This window comes from Catellatospora sp. IY07-71 (assembly GCF_018326265.1).
Taxonomy (GTDB): domain Bacteria; phylum Actinomycetota; class Actinomycetes; order Mycobacteriales; family Micromonosporaceae; genus Catellatospora.
Genome location: NZ_AP023360.1, coordinates 6,859,374 through 6,877,579 on the forward strand (window position 1 = coordinate 6,859,374; position 18,206 = coordinate 6,877,579).

Below are 18,206 nucleotides of genomic sequence, written 5' to 3' on the forward strand. Positions count from 1 at the left end.
CCGGCGGCACGCAGGCGGCCTTCTCCCCCAGCCGGCCAGGCGTGCCATGACGCGGCGGCGCGAGCGTGCCGCCGCGGGTCCAAATGATTAGGAAACTTTCTTAAAGACAGATCGAGTCAACCACTGGCGGTGGTCCAAGTCAAGGCATCCGTCGATGCACCCGGGCCACCTGGTGCCCGCGTGCGGCCATGACGCATCATCGAAGGCCGCGAGGCACCGAGGGGAGGCACGGCATGCGGATCCTGCTGGTCGAGGATGACCTGCGGGTGGCCACGGCGATGACCGCCGCGCTGACCCGCCGGGGGTACGAGGTCGAGCACGCCGCCACCGCGGCCGCCGCCCTGTCCGCCGCCCCCTGCGACCTCGCCCTGCTCGACCTCTCGCTGCCCGACGGCGACGGCCTGGACGTGTGCCGCCGGTTGCGGGCGCGCAGCCCCCAGCTGGGCATCATCGCGGTCACCGCCCGCGGCGAGGAGCGCGACCGGGTCACCGGGCTCCGCGTCGGCGCCGACGACTACGTGGTCAAGCCGTTCTCCATGGTCGAGCTGCAGGCGCGGATCGAGGCGGTGCTGCGCCGCGCGGCGTACGCCTCCCCCGAGCTGATGGTGATCGTGGCCGGGCGGCTGCGTATCGACGTGCCCGCCCGCACCGTCACCCTCGACGGCGCCGAGGTCGCGCTCACCCGCAAGGAGTTCGACATCCTGCTGTCCCTGGCCCGCCACCCCGGCGCGGTGATCACCCGCGACCGCATCCTGCTCGACGCCTGGCAGACCACCTGGGTCGCCAAGCACACCGTCGAGGTCCACGTCGGCTCGCTGCGCGGCAAGCTCGGCGACCCTCGCCTCATCGAGTCGGTCCGCGGCGTCGGCTACCGTCTGCGCACCGAGTAGCCACCCGTGCGCCGCCGCCTCGCCGCCAGCTACCTGCTGCTGATGACCCTGGTCCTGCTGGCCCTGGAGATCCCGCTCGCGGTCACCCTGGCCAGCCGCGAGTCCGACCTGGTCCGCGCCGACCGGCTGGCCGACGCCACCCGCTTCGCCGCGCTGGCCCGCCCCGGCCTGCGCACCGACAGCGTCGGCACGGTCCGCGACGAGCTCACCCGCTACGACGAGCTGTACGGCATCGGCGCGGCCGTGCTCGACCGGGACCGCAACGTCTTCACCAGCTCGGCCGGTTACCGGCTCGACGCGGAACGCCGGGACGCCGCGATGCGCGCCGCGTTCGCCGGGCAGCAGTACAGCTCGGCCGAGTCGGTGCTGCCGTGGAGCGGCGAGCCGATCGTGGTCGCCGTGCCGGTCAACGACAACGGCGAGGTCCTCGGCATGGTCGTCATCGTGTCGCCGGCCGGCCGGGTGCGCGACGCGGTGACCTTCTGGTGGCTGGCGCTGGGCGGCATCGGGCTGCTCGCCGCGCTGGCCGCCGTGCTGACCGCGCGCAGCCTGGCCAACTGGGTGTTACGCCCGGTCACCGTGCTCGACGCGATGACGCACGAGGTCGCCGCCGGGGACAGCGGCACCCGCATCTCCGACCAGGCCGGGCCGCCCGAGCTGCGCCGCCTCACCCGCAGCTTCAACGACATGGCGTACGCCGTCGCGGACGCGATGGAACGCCAGCGCGCGTTCGTCGCCCACGCCAGCCACCAGTTGCGCAACCCGCTGACCGCGCTGCGGCTGCGCGTAGAGGAGCTGGGGCCAAGCCTGGCCGACGAGGACGGCCGCGCCGAGCACCGGATCGCGCTGGAGGAGACCGACCGGCTGGCCACGGTGCTCGACGGCCTGCTCACCCTCGCCCGCGCCGAACGCGGCCAGCACCGCCCCGTCACCGTCGACGCCGTCGCGGTGGCGCAGGCCCGGGTCGCGGCCTGGGAGCCGCTGGCCCGCCGCACCGGCACGGCCCTCACCCTGCGCGCCGACCGGGCCGTGGTGCTGATGCAGGCCGTGCCCACCGCCCTGGACCAGGCCCTGGACGCGCTGATCGACAACGCGGTGAAGTTCAGCGGCCCCGGCGGCCGGGTCGAGGTGTCGGTGGGTGCCGCCGACGGAGGTGTGGCCGTGCACGTGCGCGACGACGGGCCCGGCATGACCGACGAGCAGCTCGCCCAGGCCACCGAGCGCTTCTGGCGTGCCCCGCACGCGCAGAACATCGACGGCTCCGGCCTCGGCCTGGCCATCGTCGCGGTCCTGGTGGACGCCTCCGGCGGCCGCTTGACCATGTCCCGCGCCGACGACCACGGCCTCGACGCCCGCCTCTGGTTCCGCGCCCTCGTCAGCCCGGAGTGAAGATGGCCCCGGTGGTCGGCAACCCCAGGGATGCACCGGCAACACCAGGATTGCCGACGGCGACGGCACCGCTGTCGTGGTCGGCACGCCCGGCCCCGACCCTCGCCGACATCGAGGCGGCCCCACGCGACCGGACCCCGACCCGGCAGCACTGCTCGGGAGGTCACAACTTCTGGGTTGTAGGTACAACCTAGAAGTTGTGGCTGCGGCAGGCATGGTCTGGACCCGGCCGCGCCACGGCTAAGGCTTGATCGACTGGTAGTAGCGGGCCGCGCCGGGATGCAGCGGCAGCGGGGCGGTCGCGATCGCCGACTGCGGGTTCATGCGGCCGGCCGCGGGGTGGGCCACGCCCAGCTCGTCGCGGTGCTCCATGAGCATCCGGGTCAGCTCGAAGACCAGGTCCTCGTCCATGCCCGCCGGGACGACGAGGTAGTTCGGGTCGGCGACGGTGCTGATCGGGTCGAGGCCGTAGACGGAGTACGGCACGTCGCGGCTGACGTAGACCTCGCTGTAGCGCACGCGCAGCGCGTCGGTCCACTCACCCAGGTCCACGAGCCGGATCGGCAGGTCGGCCACGAGCTGCTCGACCGCACGGACCGGCGGGCCGCCGGAGAAGAAGAACGCGTCGATCTCGCCCTTGCGCAGCGCCGCCGCCGAGGCGTCCAGGCCGAGCTGGTGCACCTCGACCCGGTCGCCGGCCAGCTCGGCGACGTCCAGCAGCCGGTTCGCGGTGATCGCCGTGCCCGAGCCCGGCGCGCCGACCGACACCCGCCGTCCCTTGAGGTCGGCGAGGTCGCGTACGGGCCCGTCCGCGCGGGTCACCAGGTGCAGCAGGTCGTCGTACACCCGGGCCACGGCCATGACCTTGTTGCCGGTGGACGGCAGGATGTCGGCCTGGGTGAAGCCGAGCTGCGCCCGGCCGTCGCCGACCAGCTCCACGTTCTGCGCCGAGGCCGTGGTGATCAGGACGTTGGTCTCCACGTACGGCAGCTCCCGCTCCACGATCGCCGCGTACGCCTTGCCGAAGACGTAGTAGACGCCCGTCTGGCTGCCGGTGGCGATGCTCAGGCGCACCGGCTCGGGCGCGGGCTCGGTGCACCCGCCCACGCCGAGCAGGACCGCCACGGCCAGCGCGGCGGCCGGGAACACACGCCGCCGGACCACGCGCCAGAAACTACCCGGTCAGGCTGGCAGCGCGCCCGCCCCCTGCAGGATGCGGCACGCGGCGGAGCCCGGCACGCTGACCAGGAGACTGCCTGCCTGCGGGGAGAGCGTCGCCTGCGCGCCGAGCAGGTGCGCCCCGCGGACCAGCACGGTCGCCAGGTCCGGCTCGCTGACGCGTACCCCCAGGATGTGCTTGCGCATGTGGCGGCCGGCCGAGAGCAGCACGGCCCGCCAGGCGGCCCCGGCCAGGCGCAGCCGCTCGGCGTGCGCGGGGGCGGAGGCGCCGACGGCCGCGGTGCTGAGCACGCTGGCCCGGCCCTGCCGCCAGGCCGCCGCGCTCAGCTCGGCGTACGCGTCGCGGTGCGCGCCGGGCACGCTCACCCGGTGCAGGCGGTAGCGGCGGCGCAGGCCCGCCTCGGCGACGTCGTGCGCGAAGGGCAGCTGCAGCGCGCGCATGAGCTGGCCCATGCGGCGGGCCGCGGCCTCGCCGTTGAACTCGACCATCCCCGCCGGCAGCGCCGCCCGGCGGGGATGGACCGCCCGCACCCCCCCGTTCGCCGCCGGCGAGGTCGCCCGGACCAGGCAGGCCAGCTCGAACGCGTCCTCCAGCCGAGCCCGGTCGAGCCGGGCGGCCGGCGCGCACGTGGCGGCGGGCAGCAGGTCGAGGGTGGCCCGCATGGCATCTCCCGTCGTCAGCGTCGTTGGTGCGGCGGAACACGCCCGGCCCCCCAGGTACGGCGGGGCGTGTTCCGTCGGTGTACCCACGGTGAGGGGTTCGCGCGCCCGCGCGGAATACGTACGGCGCAGCCTTGAGGAAAACTTGCGCTTAGACCGAGTCCTCCAGCGGCGGCGGGCCGGCCGCGCTGCCGTCGCGCGGCGGCAGGTGCCGGATCACCAGCCGGTTCAGCGCCCACAGCGCGACGCCGCCCAGGAGCAGCCAGAACGCCAGCAGGTAGATGTTCGCCTCGCGGACGAACGGCAGCAGGAACACCGCCGACACGATCGCGCCGAGCACCGGGACGATCGTCGGGGCGTGGAAGTGGCGGTGCGCGACGTGGTCGCGGCGCAGCACCAGCGCGGCGATGTTGACCAGCATGAACACCGCGGTGAGCAGCAGCACGGTGGTGTCGGACAGGTTGGTGAGGTCGTTGACGGTCATCAGCAGCAGGATCGACAGGGCGGTGGTGAACAGGATCGCGATCCAGGGGGTACGCCGCGGCGACAGCACCGCGAAGGGCCGGGGCAGCACGTCGCGCCGCGCCATGCCGTAGAGCAGCCGGGACGCCATCAGCATGTTGATCAGCATGGTGTTCGACACCGCGATCATGGAGATGGCCGAGAAGATCCGCGAGACGGGCAGGTCCGGCGCGCCGATGCGCACCACCTCCAGCAGCGGCCCGCTGGACTTGGTCAGCACGTCGAGCGGCACCACCATGGCCGCGGTGAACGCCACCAGCAGGTAGATGATCCCGGCGGCGAGCAGGCCGGTGATCATCGCGGGCGGGAAGTTGCGCGGCGGGTCGGTGGTCTCCTCGGCGAGGTTCACCGAGTCCTCGAAGCCGAGGAAGGCGTAGAAGGCGGTCGCGGCCCCGGCCATGATCCCGGTGAACACGCCGAACCCGGTCCCGGCGAAGTCGAACGCGGCCGCCGGGTCACCCGAGCCCTTGGACAGCACGCTGGCGCCCACCCCGATGATGAACAGCAGGCCGGACAGCTCGATGCAGGTGATGACGATGTTCACCTTGATCGACTCGGAGATGCCCCAGTAGTTGATCGCCGCCACCAGCAGGATCGCCAGGATGCCGATCAGCACCATGGGCGGGTCGACCACTCCGGTCAGGCCGGTGAAGTAACGCCCGCCGACGCGGGTCGCCGCGAAGCTGGCCGAGGTCACCCCGGACGCCATGATCGCGAAGGTGACCAGGAAGCTCAGGAACTTGATCCGGTACGCCCGGTCGCAGTACAGCGCCCCGCCCGCCGCCTGCGGATACTTCGTGACCAGCTCCATGTACGCGAACGCGGTCAGGAACGCGAGCACGAACGCGACCAGGAACGACGCCCAGATCGCCCCGCCCACCTTCGCGCCGACCTGGCCGGTCAGCGAGTAGATCCCGGCGCCGAGGATGTCGCCCAGGATGAAGAAGATCAGCATGGGCCGGGTGATGATCCGTTTCAGCGCGTGCGGATCGTCATGCGAGTGCGGAGCGGGCGCGCTGGAGACGTCGGCGCTCATGGGCAGGCCTCCCGAGACCGAGCGGCGGCCAGGTGCCGCTGCTCCTCATCCTCCTCTCTTTCCGGGACGCGGCTGACCAATACGGTCAGGGCAGCTCGGCGAAGCGCTCCACCCGGTCCACCGGCCCCGCCACCACGATGATGTCGCCGTACTGCAGCACGGTCTGCGCGTCGGCGTAGGTGAACTCCTGGTCCGGCGCCTTCACGCACACGATGGTCACCCCGTGCTTGCGGCGCAGCCGGGTCTCCCCCAGCGGCACGCCCACGTACTCGTGCGGCGGGCGCGTCTTGACCAGCGCGAAGTTGGAGTCGATCTCCATGTAGTCGAGCATCCGCCCGGACACCAGGTGCGCGACCCGCTCGCCCATGTCGTGCTCGGGCAGCACGATGTGCTTGGCGCCGATCCGCTCCAGGATCCGCCCGTGCTGGCGGCTGACCGCCTTGGCCCAGATGTCGGCGACCTCCAGCTCGACCAGCAGCGACGTGGTCAGGATGCTGGCCTCCAGGTCGCTGCCGATGGCCACCACGCCCCGGCTGAACTCGCCCACCCCGAGCTGGCGCAGCGCCTCGATGTCCGTCGAGTCGGCCGCCACCACGTGGGTGAGCTGCCCCGACAGGCTCTGCACCACCTTGGGCCGGTTGTCGATGGCCAGCACCTCGGTGCCGCGGCGCATCAGCTCGATCGCCAGCGAGCTGCCGAACCGGCCCAGCCCGATGACGACTACGGGATCGTTCTTCTCAGCCGACAAGGAGGCGCTCCTCGGGTAGCTCGTAATGACGGGTCTTGGCGCGCAGCGCCAGCGCGGTGCCCAGGGTCAGCGGGCCGACCCGGCCCACGAACATCAGGATCGCCAGCAGCGCGTGGCTGGCGGCGTCGAGCTGCGGCGTGATGCCGGTGGACACGCCCACGGTGGCGAACGCGGAGATCGCCTCGAACAGCACCTGGTCCAGCCGGTGCGGGTTGAGCACCAGCAGCAGGTACGTCGACGCGGCGACCGTGCCCACGCCGACCAGGGCGATGGTCAGCGCCTGGCGCTGCAGCTGCACCGGCACCCGGCGCCGCCCGACGTTGACCGACGGCTCGCCCCGCAGCTCGGCCCAGATGACGTACGCCAGCAGCCCGAACGTGGTGACCTTGATGCCACCCGCGGTGCCCGCGCTGCCCCCGCCGATGAACATCAGCGCGTCGTAGGCAAGCCAGCTCGACGGGTACATCGCCGCGATGTCGATCGAGTTGAACCCGCCGCTGCGCGGCATCACCGCGCCGAAGAACGCGTTGAGCAGCTGATCGGCGCCCGACATCGGGCCGAGCGTGCGCGGGTTGCGCCCCTCCGTGGCCAGCAGCAGGATCGTGCCGATCACCAGCAGCGCGACGGTCAGCGTCAGCGTGATCCGGGTGAGCACCGACCACCGGCTCGGCCGCCGCCAGCCGTGGCGCAGCTCGAACAGCACCGGGAAGCCCAGCCCGCCGATGATCACTCCGGCGGCCAGGGTCAGGCAGATCCACGGGTCGGTGTTGAACCGCACCACGCTGTCGGGCCACAGCGCGAACCCGGCGTTGTTGAACGCCGAGATCGAGTGGAACGCGCCCAGGTAGAGCGAGCGCCCGAACGACTCCCCATACCCGATCATGAAACGGGCGCCCAGCAGCAGCGTGAGCAGCAGCTCCGTGCCGAGGCTGAGGATGAGCACGTTGCGGACCACCCGGCGCAGGTCGGTCATCTGCAGCGTCTTCGTCTCGACCTGCACCAGCATGCGGGCGCGCAGCCCCATCCGGCCGGACAGCGCGACCGCGAACAGCGTCGCCATCGTCATGATGCCCAGGCCGCCGGCCTGCACCAGAGCCATGATGATCAGCTCACCGGCCACCGACCAGTGCGTCTCGCTGTCCACCAGCACCAGCCCGGTCAGGCATACCGCCGAGGTCGCCGTGAACAGCGCGTCCAGGAACCGGGCGGACTCGCCCGACTCGGTGGCCAGCGGCAGCGACAACAGCCCGGTCCCCACCAGGACCGCCGTCGCGAACCCGCCGACGATCACCTGCGTGGGGTGGTGGAACTGGTCGAGGATGACCGTCGAGACGCTCCTGCGCACGTCGGCGACCCTACCAACTGCCGCCCAATCCGGTGATCCACCTCCGGCGCGAAGACGGTCCGCATTGGGCACCGCCCGGACCGTTCGGGGGTCACCGCTGTTAACGCAGCCGTGCCAAGGTATGCCCCATGCGTGATGCGGACGTCCTCGTCATCGGTTCCGGGCCCGGCGGGCAGAAGGCCGCCATCGCCGCCGCCAAGCTGGGCCGCCGCGTCGCGGTGGTCGAACGCGGCGACATGATCGGCGGGGTCAGCGTCAACACCGGCACCATCCCGTCGAAGACCCTGCGCGAGGCGGTCGTCTACCTGACCGGCCTGAGCCAGCGCGAGCTGTACGGCCAGAGCTACCGGCTCAAGGAAGACATCACCGTCGCCGACCTCACCGCGCGCACCCACCACGTGATCAGCCGCGAGGTGGACGTGGTCCGCGGCCAGCTCGCGCGCAACGGCGTACGCCTGCACAGCGGCACCGCCCGCTTCCTCGACCCGCACACCGTGCACGTCACCGGCGAGCGCGGCCGCGACTTCACCGTCACCGCCGATCACATCGTGATCGCCGCGGGCAGCCGCCCGGCCCGGCCCGCGACGGTCGAGTTCGACGACCTGACCATCGTCGACTCCGACGGCATCCTCAAGCTCGACCGCGTTCCCCGCTCCATGGTCGTCGTCGGCGCGGGCGTCATCGGCATCGAGTACGCCTCGATGTTCGCCGCGCTCGGCACCAAGGTCACGGTCGTCGAGAAGCGCGCCCGCATGCTGGACTTCTGCGACCTGGAGGTGGTCGAGGCGCTCAAGTACCACCTGCGCGACCTGGCCGTGACGTTCCGGTTCAGCGAGGCCGTGGCCCGGGTCGAGAAGCACGCCCGGGGCGCGATCGCCGTGCTGGAGAGCGGCAAGACCATCGCCGCCGACACCGTCATGTACTCCGCCGGCCGCCAGGGCATGGGCGACACCCTCGACCTGGCCGCCGCCGGGCTGCAGGCCGACGACCGGGGGCGCATCCCCGTCGACGAGTACTTCCGCACCAGCGTGCCGCACATCTACGCCGTCGGCGACATCATCGGCTTCCCCGCGCTGGCCGCGACCTCGATGGAGCAGGGCCGGCTGGCCGCCCACCACGCCTGCGGCGAGCCCGTGGGCACCATGTCGGCGCTGCAGCCCATCGGCATCTACACCATCCCCGAGATCAGCTACGTGGGGCGCACCGAGGACGAGCTGACCGACCAGCGGGTCCCGTTCGAGGTCGGCGTCTCCCGTTACCGCGAGCTGGCCCGGGGCCAGATCATCGGCGACTCGCACGGCATGTTGAAGATCCTGGTCTCCCCGGAGGACCGTAAGCTGCTCGGCGTGCACGTCTTCGGCACCGGCGCCACCGAACTGCTCCACATCGGCCAGTCCGTGATGGGCTGTGACGGCACCGTCGACTACCTGGTCGACGCGGTGTTCAATTACCCGACGCTGGCCGAGTCGTACAAGGTCGCCGCCCTGGACGCGACCAACAAGATGCGGCACATCGCGAGCCTGCGCGATTGATGACGGGCTTCGTGACCGTGCCGGACCCGCAGCCCACGGCGTTGCGTCCGGCCGTGCCGCCGCGCGCCCTGCGGCCGGGCCGCCGCCGCGGCCGGCTGCTCACCGCGCTGTCCGTGCTGGTCGCCTGCCTGCTGCTGTTCCACCGCGCCGTCCCGAACGTGTTCGCGCACCTGGGCAGCCTGCTGGAGTCGCTGCTGCCCTGGCTGGGCCTGGCCGTGCCGGTGCTGGCCGGGCTGGCGCTGCTACGCCGCTCCGCGGTCGCGCTGGCCGCCGCCGCGCTGCCCGCCGCCGCGTGGCTGCACGCCTTCGGCGGGGTGCTGCCGCCCGACCCGGCCGCCGCGCACGACCTCACCGTCGTGCAGCACAACGTCAGCGACGAGAACCCAGACCCGGCGGGCACCGCGCGGGCGCTGCTCGCGGCCGGGCCGGACCTGGTCGCGCTGGAGGAGGTCACCCCGGCCGCGCTGGACGCGTACGCCACCGTGCTCGGCCGGGAGCTGCCGCACACGGCCCTGGAGGGCACCGTCGGGCTGTGGTCCCGCTACCCGGTCGGCGACGTGCGGCTGGTCGAGATCCGGCCCCGGGCGATCGTCGCCGACTGGAGCCGGGGCATGCGGGCCACCGTGCACACCCCGCGCGGCGACGTCGCCGTGTACGTGGCGCACCTGCCGTCGCTGCGGCTGCGCCCCACCGACGGGTTCGGCTCCACCATCCGCGACGAGAGCGCCGCCAAGCTGGGCGCGGCGCTGGCCGCCGAGCCGCTCGACCGGCTGATCCTGATCGGCGACCTCAACGGCACGGTCGACGACCGAGGGCTGGGGCCTGTCACCGAACAGGTGCGCACCGACCGCTCCGACTTCGCCTTCAGCTGGCCCGCCGCCGCGCCGGTCGCCCGGATCGACCACGTCATGGCCCGCACCGCGGCGGTCGTCCGGGCCTGGTCCCTGCCCCGCACCGGCAGCGACCACCTGCCGCTCGCCGCCCGGATCAGGATCTGACCGTGTTTGCCAGAGTGATCCGGAAGGTCCCGGTCAGCTGCAGCGGGAGCTGCTCCCGCAGCACGGCCGCCGAGTAGATCTGCGGCGGCTCGTTCATGCCCGGCAGCACGACCCCGTAGGCGACATGCCCGCCCGGCACCTCGGTGACGGTGAAGGGGTAGGCGCAGCTGGTGCCCTGCAGCTGGCGGTTGGCCGCTTCCTTCTTGAGGTGCCCCACCGCGATGATCACCCCGGTCTCGCTGAGCACATGGACCCTGTCGTCGGGCAGGTCCGGGCAGAGCTCGCCCTCCCGCTTCGCTCCGGTCACGGTCGCCGTCCCGTCCACGGTGAACGGGTCGCCCACCTCTGAACCGCCGATCAGCGCGACGACACCGCCCCCGAGTAGCATCCCCGCCATTGCGGCCACGGCGGGAACGGCGATCCGGTCGACGCGGCGACGGGTATTCGAGGAGCTGTGCGGTTCAGTCATGGCGCGCACAGTAGTCGACTCAGTCCATCACGTGGGGCGGGCGCGAGCGGCGCAGTTCCGCCACGTCGGCTCGGCGCGCCCGGCCGTCGGGCAGGATGGGATCGGGAGCCGCCCGGCGATCACCAGGCAGGACTTCTCGATCAATAGGACACCGCCGCCCCGAGCGTGCGCGAGGGCGCTCGCCGTGGTGGGGTATGAGTGACAAGGGACGCAGCGGCGCGGCCGTTTCACATCGGGCTTTCACGACCAGGAGTCACATCATGGCAGCACAGATCGGTGTCACGGGGCTGGCGGTGATGGGCGCGAACCTCGCCCGCAACCTGGCCCGCAACGGCTACACCGTCGCGGTGCACAACCGCAGCCGCGCCCGCACCGACGCGCTGATCGCCGAGCACGGCCACGAGGGCGACTTCGTCCCGGCGGAGACGCTGCAGGAGCTGGTCGGCGCGCTGGAGAAGCCGCGCCGCGTCCTGATCATGGTCAAGGCCGGCAAGCCGGTCGACGACGTGATCGACGACCTGGTGCCGCTGCTCGACGCCGACGACATCATCATCGACGCGGGCAACTCCCACTACACCGACACCCGCCGCCGCGAGGCCGCGCTGGCCGAGAAGGGCCTGCACTTCGTCGGCGTGGGCGTGTCCGGTGGCGAGGAGGGCGCGCTCAAGGGCCCGTCGATCATGCCGGGCGGGTCGAAGAAGTCGTACGAGTCGCTCGGGCCCATGCTTGAGAAGATCTCCGCCCACGTCGACGGCGAGCCGTGCTGCTCCTGGATCGGCACCGACGGCGCCGGCCACTTCGTGAAGATGGTCCACAACGGCATCGAGTACGCCGACATGCAGGTCATCGGCGAGGCGTTCGACCTGCTGCGCGCAGGCGCGGGCATCGAGCCGGCCGAGCAGTCGAAGATCTTCGCCGAGTGGAACAAGGGCGACCTGTCGTCCTTCCTGATCGAGATCACCGCCGAGGTGCTCGGGCACGTCGACGCCAAGACCGGCAAGCCGTTCGTGGACGTCGTGGTCGACGCCGCGGGCATGAAGGGCACCGGCGGCTGGACCGTCATCGCGGCGCTGGAGCTGGGCTCGCCGGTCACCGGCATCGCCGAGTCGGTGTTCGCCCGCGCCCTGTCGTCGCAGGCCGCGCAGCGTCCCGTGGCGCAGAGCCTGCTGCCCGGGCACGAGGTGAAGCTGGACCTGCCGGACACCTTCGTCGAGGACGTGCGCCAGGCGCTGTACGCGTCGAAGCTGGTCAGCTACGCCCAGGGCCTGGACATGCTGGTCGCGGCGGCCAAGGAGTACGGCTGGGAGCTGGACCTGGCCGCGATCGCGTCGCTGTGGCGGGCCGGCTGCATCATCCGGGCCTCGCTGCTGCGCGACATCACCGAGGCGTACCGGAGCGACAACCCGCCCGCCAACCTGCTGTTCGCGCCGGCGTTCACCGAGGCGATCGGGGCGGCCGTGCCGGCCTGGCGCCGGGTCGTGGCCACCGCCGCGCAGCTGGGCATCCCCGCCCCGGTGTTCTCGTCCTCCCTGGCGTACTACGACGGCCTGCGCCGCGAGCGCCTGCCCGCCGCGCTGACCCAGGGCCTGCGCGACCTGTTCGGGGCGCACACCTACAAGCGGGTCGACGCCGACGGCGTGTTCCACACCCTGTGGTCGGGCGACAAGACCGAGCGCCAGGAGTCCTGACGTCTTTGCGAACAAAGCTCCGTTCATGCCGCTTTGCTGCGTGAACGGAGCTTTGTGCTTGCCGCCCCGTGCGATGCGGGCAGGACGACCCCGATACGGTGTTGATTCAACTTTGAGCTCCGAGGAGTGAACGCCTGTGGGCGGCTACGGCACCCAGATCCTGCTGGTGCTTGTCCTGATGTTGATCAACGGAGCCCTGTCGGGCAGCGAGATGGCACTCATCTCGCTCCGCGAGTCGCAGATCCAGCGGCTCGAGCGCTCCTCCTCCGGCGGCCGGGTGCTCGCCCGCCTGTCCCGGGACCCGAACCGGTTCCTGGCCACCATCCAGATCGGCATCACCCTGGCCGGCTTCCTGGCCTCGGCCTTCGCCGCCACCTCGCTGGCCCAGCCGCTCGTGCCCGCACTCGCGTTCCTCGGCTCCGCCGCCGAGGTCGTCGCCATCGTCCTGGTGACCCTGGTCCTGACGTTCCTGACCCTGGTGCTGGGCGAACTGGCCCCCAAGCGCATCGCCATGCAGCGCGCCGAGGGCTGGGCGCTGCTCGCGGCCCGGCCGCTGGACTGGATGGCCACCGCGTCGCGGCCCATCGTCTGGCTGCTCGGCAAGGCCACCGACGTGATCGTGCGGATCGCCGGCGTCGACCCGCGGGCCGGGCGCGAGGAGATCTCCGCCGAGGAGATCCGCGACCTGGTCGTCGCGCAGCGCGGCTTCAGCGCCCAGCAACGCGAGATCATCTCCGGTGCGTTCGAGATCACCGAACGGGACATCCGGGAGATCCTCATCCCGCGGCGCGAGGTGTTCGCCCTGGCCGCCGACCTGACCGTCGAGGAGGGCCTGCGCGAGCTGGCGAACTCCGGCCACAGCCGGGCCCCCGTGGTCCGCGACGGCGACCTGGACACGGTCGTCGGCGTGGTGCACCTGCGCGACCTGCTCGACGCCGAGGGCGAGGTCGGCGAGCGCGCCCGGCCCGCGATCTTCCTGCCGGAGACGCTGTCGGTGTCGGACGCCATGCGCCAGCTGCGCTCGCAGCGCGAGCAGTTCGCCCTGGTGGTGGACGAGCACGGCTCGATCGACGGCATCCTCACCATGGAAGACCTGGTGGAGGAGGTCGTCGGCGAGATCTACGACGAGACCGACCGGGACATCGTCGCGGTGGTCCGCGAGGACGACGACGTGTTCCTGCTGCCCGGCTCGTTCCCGCTGCACGACCTGCCCGATCTCGGCATCGACGTGGACCGGCTGGGCGAGGTGGACTACACCACCGTCGCGGGCCTGGTGCTGGACCGGCTGGGCCGCATCCCGACCGAGCCCGGCGACGTCGTGAAGGCGCCCGGCTTCACCGCCGAGGTGGTCGAGGTCGCCGAGCGCAGCATCACCAAGATCCGCCTGCGCCTGGTCCGCGACCGCGACCGGCACACCGACCGGACCGCCTGACCGCCACCGCGGCCCGTGCCGCCGGGGCAAGATCGCTGCTGGGGTCGTCTGTGGGACCCGTCCTCGCCTGCGCCCCCGCAACGGCCGCCTGCCCTGCTGACTTCCTGATCCTGGTCCCGTGCCGGCGCGGCGGCGCGGGACCAAGATCCGGCGTCGCGGCGTCCGCGGGTAACGTGAACGGGTGACCGACCAGGACCTCAAGCCGTTCTTCGCGGCGGCAGCCGCCGGGCTCACCTTCAACGCTCCGCTCGGCGAGCTGCGCGCCGCCGACCTGATCCGGCGGCTGGCCCCGGCCGGCCCCGGCTGGCGTGCTCTCGACCTCGGCTGCGGCAACGGCGAGCTGCTGATGCGCCTTTGCGACGCGTACGGCATCAGCGGCGACGGCGTCGAACGGGAGCCGCAGGACAAGCCCCACGCGGACGAACGCGCCCGGGTGCTCGGACTGGCCGACCGGGTCACCTTCCACACCGCCGACGCGACCACCTGGGACACCCCGGCTGAGCTGGTGCTCAACGTCGGCGCGAGCCACATCTGGGGCGGCGCCGAGCAGGCCCTGACCGTGCTGCACCGGCTGACCGCACCCGGCGGCCTCCTGCTGTTCGGCGAAGGCTGCTACGAGACCGACCCGGCCACCGCGATCCGGGAGATCTTCGGCGACCTGCCCGACCTCCTCGGATTGGCGCGGCTGTGCGTCGCGGCCGGATTCCGCCCGCTGCACGTCGCGGTGTCCACGATCGGCGAGTGGGACGACTTCGAGTCCGACTGGCGTGCCGGCATCGAGCGGCTCGGCACCCCGGAGGCCCGCGCGTTCGCCGACCAGCGACGCGACGAGTATCTCGGCGGCTACCGCGGCACGGTCGGGTTCGCCTGGCTGATCCTCACCCCGGCCTGAGCCTGCCGGGTTTCCGGCCGGCGGCTGGTTACGGTGGGCCGATGCGTGAAACGGCATCCGAACTCGACGAACTCCAGGCCCTGCTCGACGCCTCGCTGTCCCGCTCCACGGCCCACCTGCAATCGATCTTCACCGCACGTACGATCGACGCGGTGCAGCTGACCCGGATCCTGACCGGCATGTGCACGCTCGCCCTGTCCACCGTGACCGCGAAGGGCGAGCCGCGGATCAGCGGCGTGGACGGGCACTTCCTGCACGGGCGGTGGCACTTCGGCACGGCGCGCACCGCCGCCAAGGCCCGGCATCTGGCCGCGCGCCCGGCCGCCAGCGCGGCACACATGAGAGGCGAGGACCTGGGCGTGTTCACCCACGGCACGGTCGAGATCCTCAACCCGGAGGACGGCGCACCCGCCGCAGACTGGCCGGAACTGCTGGCGTACTTCAAAGACTGCTACGGCGCCGACGCCTTCGACTGGGAGCGCGAGGTCGTCTACTACCGGCTGCATCCGCACTGGATGACCGTGTACGCACCCGACGTGGCCAAGCTCCTGCCCGAGTGAGCGTGAGCGGCCCGCTTCTTGATCAGCCGTTCGGTGCGGTGCGACCGGCCGATCCGGGGGCGAGCGGGGTGCCGGATGCGACTAATCTTCGCGTTCATTATGACGGAACTCACCTCACCGGCCCCCGCGTCATGGCTGCGGCGTCCCGCCGCCCGCGCCGCCGCCGCCGCGATCATCGTGCTCGTGCTCGTCGTCGCGGCCAGCGCCGCCTGGGACCCGTCCGGCCTGCTGGCCCCGGTCGGCGGGCGCGGCCTGCCACTGCTGGACACTGGCGGCGCCTACCAGTGGGCGCCGCTGCTCGTCGGGCTGCCGGTGCTGCTCGCCGCCACGGCCCTACCGCTGCTGCTGCTCGCGGGTGACCGGCCCCGGCGCTCGGCGTGGTGGGTCTTCCTCGTCACCTGGGCCACGGTTCTCGGCGCGGGGGCACTGGCGACCGCCGCGACCGGGCTGGTCACCGCGGCACCCCTGGTCGGCCCGCACCTGACCGCCGGTGCGGCGCTGCGCTTCGCCTTCGCCGTCAGCGGTTTCGCCGCGATCAAGTTCCTCCTGGTCGGCCCCCTGGTCGCCGCCCCCGCCGCACTAGCCTTCCGCCTCAGCCCGCCCCCCACGACCACGGCCACTGCAACGGCCAACTTCGGGGAAACTGCAGGTGAGCAGGCCGGGATTCGTGCAGTTTCCCCGAAAGCGGTCGATGACACGGCGCTCGATGACACGGCGCTCGATGACACGGCGCCCGCCGACGTGGCGGCCGGGCTGCCGGAGACCGGGGGCGGGCGACAGGCGGTGGTCGGGAGCGGGATCGGGCTTGCCGTGGTGGGCATGTTCGTCCTGGTGACGGTCGTGGCGGCCGTGTTCGGGGAGCGGTGGTGGCGGGGCGGGCCGGTCGGTTACGCGTTCGCCGGTCCGCTGCTCGCACCGACCGCCGCCGCCGGAGTGGTCGGGTTCGTCTGCGGTACGGCCGTGTTCCTCGGGATCTTCGGCATGACCTTGCAGGCGCTGCGACGGCGGCCGGCCCACAGCACGCTGCCGGCCGTCGCCGTGACGGTCTGGCTGGCCGCGACCGTGGCGGGGCTCGGCCTCGGCGTGCTCGGCGCGGTGACCGCCGCGCTGGCCCCCCGGCCGTCCGACGGCGGCCCGGACAGCTGGTGGATCGCCACCACCCTGCTGAGTGTCGCGACCGGTATCGGGTACGGCGTCACCACCGGCCTCATCGGCGCGCTCGGCGCGGCCGCGGCGTGGCGGTGGCGCGCGGCGCTCGTCGCGGCAGGCCGGTTCCCGCGGCTGCGGGTGGCCGCCGTGCCCGCCGTCGCGGTCCTGGTGGCGCTGCCGCTGCTGGTCGCGTCCCCGGGCGTGCCCGGCCCACAGCCGGTGACGCCGGTGCCCGCGTCCGGCGGGCTGGAGCGGCTGCACCTGCTGCCCGCCTCGGGCGAGGGCACGCTGCCGGTCATCGGGGACGTGACCGGCCGCCAGGTGATCCTGCGCGGTGTCAACGTGAACCAGCTGATCGACTACCACCTGCGCGATCCCGCGATCCCGGCGACCGCGCCGCTGACCGACGCCGACTTCGCCGACATCTCCGCGCTGGGCTTCAACGTCGTACGCCTCGGCATGTCCTGGTCGCGGCTGGAGCCGCGGCGTGGCGAGTTCGACCAGGGCTACCTGGGACAGATCCGGGCGGCGGTCGCGTCGGCCAAGGCGCACGGCGTCTACGTCGTGCTGGACATGCACCAGGACGCCTGGGGCAACGCCCTGGCCCGGCCGGATGAGCAGTGCGGCGGGGGCACCACCCCCACCACGGGCTGGGACGGCGCGCCGGCCTGGGCGACGATCACCGACGGGACGCTGCACTGCCAGTTCCTGGCACGCGACCTGGCCCCGGCGGTGGCGACGGCGTACACCAGCTTCTACACCGACCGGGACGGGATCCAGACCGAGCTGGTCCGCGCCTGGGCGTTCGTCGCGCAGGCGTTCGCGAACGAGCCCGCGGTCGCTGGATACGACCTGCTCAACGAACCCGGCATCGGCGCGAACCCGCCGATCAGCTCCGGGCTGCTGCTGGGCCGGTACTACGACGCGGCCATCACCGCGATCCGCGCCGCCGAGCGGGCCGGGCAGGGCTTCCCGCACCTGGTCTTCTTCGAGCCGAGTGTGCTCTGGTCCGGGCTCGCCTTCGACGTCACGCCGCCGCCCGGCTTCACCGACGACCGGCTGCTGGTCTTCGCACCGCACCCGTACAGCGAGTCGATCTCGATGGACCAGGGGTTCGGCCTGACCATCGCCACGATCGAGCGCAACCTGACGGTGTCGTCGCGCGCGGCGGCGGCGTACGGCGCGGCGCTCTGGCCCGGCGAGTGGGGCTGGTTCGGCGACCCGGCGGTGGACGGCGCGAAGGTGGCCCGGTTCGGCGCGGCGCAGGACCGGCGCGGCCTGGGCGGCGCGTTCTGGGTGTGGAAGCAGGGCTGCGGCTCGCCGGAGACCGGCCCCGATGCGAAGACCTCCGGCAATCTCGCCAAGGTCGACTGCGTCACCGGCGCCCCCATCGCCCCGCCGGACGGCTTCGCCAGGCCGCTGACCAGGGCGTATCCAAAGGCGTTCCCCGGCCGCCTGGACACGCTGGCCGCCGCCGACGGAGGCCTGACGTTCGGCGCGACGGCCGCCGCCGACGGAGCGAGCTGCCGCCTCGACATCTGGGTGCCCGGCGACGCGCAGCCCGTGCTCAAGACCGAGAACGTCAGTGACGCGGCAACGCTGCGGGTGCCCGGCGGCTGGCAGGTCACCGGCTGCGCGCGCGGCACCTACACGGTGGCGGTCACCCGGTAGTACGGCATGAACGAAGCTCCCGCCCTGCTGCCGGAACAGCATCGCG

15 protein-coding genes are annotated in these 18,206 nt (G+C 72.5%); 9 read left to right on the top strand and 6 right to left on the bottom strand.

Translation table 11 applies throughout. From position 1 onward, the window contains the following. Positions 1–233 precede the first annotated feature (233 nt). Together CS0771_RS30485 and CS0771_RS30490 are read left to right on the top strand one after the other, a co-directional pair. Positions 234–890 (top strand): response regulator transcription factor, encoded by a 657-nt coding sequence (locus CS0771_RS30485; protein ID WP_212844213.1) that lies wholly within the window; start codon positions 234–236, stop codon positions 888–890. Positions 891–896: 6 nt separating this feature from the next. Continuing rightward, on the top strand, positions 897–2,279 hold the full coding sequence (locus CS0771_RS30490) for a HAMP domain-containing sensor histidine kinase (RefSeq protein WP_212844214.1): 1,383 nt from the start codon (positions 897–899) through the stop codon (positions 2,277–2,279). Between the two features lie 240 nt (positions 2,280–2,519). Here CS0771_RS30490 and CS0771_RS30495 read toward each other — a convergent pair whose 3' ends face one another. The 5 genes from CS0771_RS30495 to CS0771_RS30515 all read right to left on the bottom strand — a co-directional run bounded on the left by CS0771_RS30495 (position 2,520) and on the right by CS0771_RS30515 (position 7,769). Further along, positions 2,520–3,428 (bottom strand): TAXI family TRAP transporter solute-binding subunit, encoded by a 909-nt coding sequence (locus tag CS0771_RS30495; RefSeq protein WP_212846126.1) that lies wholly within the window; start codon positions 3,426–3,428, stop codon positions 2,520–2,522. A 33-nt stretch (positions 3,429–3,461) separates the two neighbouring features. Next, on the bottom strand, positions 3,462–4,121 hold the full coding sequence (locus tag CS0771_RS30500; RefSeq protein WP_244871125.1) for a hypothetical protein: 660 nt from the start codon (positions 4,119–4,121) through the stop codon (positions 3,462–3,464). A 148-nt stretch (positions 4,122–4,269) separates the two neighbouring features. Next, complete coding sequence (locus CS0771_RS30505) at positions 4,270–5,676, bottom strand: APC family permease (RefSeq protein WP_212844215.1); 1,407 nt, start codon at positions 5,674–5,676, stop codon at positions 4,270–4,272. 85 nt (positions 5,677–5,761) lie between these two features. Then, the gene (locus tag CS0771_RS30510) at positions 5,762–6,424 is read right to left on the bottom strand and encodes a TrkA family potassium uptake protein (RefSeq protein ID WP_244871126.1); all 663 of its coding nucleotides are present in this window, start codon (positions 6,422–6,424) and stop codon (positions 5,762–5,764) included. Next, on the bottom strand, positions 6,414–7,769 hold the full coding sequence (locus CS0771_RS30515) for a TrkH family potassium uptake protein (protein ID WP_244871127.1): 1,356 nt from the start codon (positions 7,767–7,769) through the stop codon (positions 6,414–6,416). Before CS0771_RS30515 ends, CS0771_RS30510 begins: the two co-directional genes overlap by 11 nt. A 128-nt stretch (positions 7,770–7,897) precedes the next feature. Here CS0771_RS30515 and sthA point away from each other — a divergent pair, with 128 nt between their 5' ends. Beyond that, the gene (sthA, locus tag CS0771_RS30520; RefSeq protein ID WP_212844216.1) at positions 7,898–9,301 is read left to right on the top strand and encodes a Si-specific NAD(P)(+) transhydrogenase; all 1,404 of its coding nucleotides are present in this window, start codon (positions 7,898–7,900) and stop codon (positions 9,299–9,301) included. Continuing rightward, positions 9,301–10,299: an endonuclease/exonuclease/phosphatase family protein gene (locus CS0771_RS30525; RefSeq protein WP_244871128.1), complete on the top strand. Its 999-nt coding sequence runs from the start codon at positions 9,301–9,303 to the stop codon at positions 10,297–10,299. The genes sthA and CS0771_RS30525 overlap by 1 nt, the downstream gene beginning before the upstream one ends. On the opposite strand, the gene CS0771_RS30530 is transcribed toward CS0771_RS30525, so the two are convergent. Continuing rightward, a complete protein-coding gene (locus CS0771_RS30530) occupies positions 10,289–10,768 on the bottom strand; it encodes a hypothetical protein (RefSeq protein ID WP_212844217.1) in 480 nt (159 codons plus the stop codon). The genes CS0771_RS30525 and CS0771_RS30530 overlap by 11 nt on opposite strands. 260 nt (positions 10,769–11,028) lie before the next feature. Between CS0771_RS30530 and gndA the strand changes: the two genes are divergently transcribed. The 5 genes from gndA to CS0771_RS30555 all read left to right on the top strand — a co-directional run bounded on the left by gndA (position 11,029) and on the right by CS0771_RS30555 (position 18,160). Next, complete coding sequence (gene gndA / locus CS0771_RS30535) at positions 11,029–12,456, top strand: NADP-dependent phosphogluconate dehydrogenase (protein WP_212844218.1); 1,428 nt, start codon at positions 11,029–11,031, stop codon at positions 12,454–12,456. Positions 12,457–12,592: 136 nt separating this feature from the next. Further along, the gene (locus CS0771_RS30540) at positions 12,593–13,888 is read left to right on the top strand and encodes a hemolysin family protein (protein ID WP_212844219.1); all 1,296 of its coding nucleotides are present in this window, start codon (positions 12,593–12,595) and stop codon (positions 13,886–13,888) included. Between the two features lie 181 nt (positions 13,889–14,069). Continuing rightward, on the top strand, positions 14,070–14,780 hold the full coding sequence (locus tag CS0771_RS30545; protein WP_212844220.1) for a cyclopropane-fatty-acyl-phospholipid synthase family protein: 711 nt from the start codon (positions 14,070–14,072) through the stop codon (positions 14,778–14,780). A gap of 41 nt (positions 14,781–14,821) precedes the next feature. Next, on the top strand, positions 14,822–15,340 hold the full coding sequence (locus tag CS0771_RS30550; RefSeq protein WP_212844221.1) for a pyridoxamine 5'-phosphate oxidase family protein: 519 nt from the start codon (positions 14,822–14,824) through the stop codon (positions 15,338–15,340). A 75-nt stretch (positions 15,341–15,415) separates the two neighbouring features. Continuing rightward, the gene (locus CS0771_RS30555; RefSeq protein ID WP_212844222.1) at positions 15,416–18,160 is read left to right on the top strand and encodes a glycoside hydrolase family 5 protein; all 2,745 of its coding nucleotides are present in this window, start codon (positions 15,416–15,418) and stop codon (positions 18,158–18,160) included. The last annotated feature ends 46 nt before the right edge of the window (positions 18,161–18,206 follow it).

What these genes read in the sequence shown, in the direction of transcription:
- CS0771_RS30485 (WP_212844213.1), top strand. Translation starts at nt 234, where the DNA reads ATGCGGATCCTGCTGGTCGAGGATGACCTGCGGGTGGCCACGGCGATG.
- CS0771_RS30500 (WP_244871125.1), bottom strand. Translation starts at nt 4,121, where the DNA reads ATGCGGGCCACCCTCGACCTGCTGCCCGCCGCCACGTGCGCGCCGGCC.
- CS0771_RS30505 (WP_212844215.1), bottom strand. Translation starts at nt 5,676, where the DNA reads ATGAGCGCCGACGTCTCCAGCGCGCCCGCTCCGCACTCGCATGACGAT.
- sthA (WP_212844216.1), top strand. Translation starts at nt 7,898, where the DNA reads ATGCGTGATGCGGACGTCCTCGTCATCGGTTCCGGGCCCGGCGGGCAG.
- CS0771_RS30525 (WP_244871128.1), top strand. Translation starts at nt 9,301, where the DNA reads ATGACGGGCTTCGTGACCGTGCCGGACCCGCAGCCCACGGCGTTGCGT.
- CS0771_RS30530 (WP_212844217.1), bottom strand. Translation starts at nt 10,768, where the DNA reads ATGACTGAACCGCACAGCTCCTCGAATACCCGTCGCCGCGTCGACCGG.
- gndA (WP_212844218.1), top strand. Translation starts at nt 11,029, where the DNA reads ATGGCAGCACAGATCGGTGTCACGGGGCTGGCGGTGATGGGCGCGAAC.
- CS0771_RS30550 (WP_212844221.1), top strand. Translation starts at nt 14,822, where the DNA reads ATGCGTGAAACGGCATCCGAACTCGACGAACTCCAGGCCCTGCTCGAC.
- CS0771_RS30555 (WP_212844222.1), top strand. Translation starts at nt 15,416, where the DNA reads ATGCGACTAATCTTCGCGTTCATTATGACGGAACTCACCTCACCGGCC.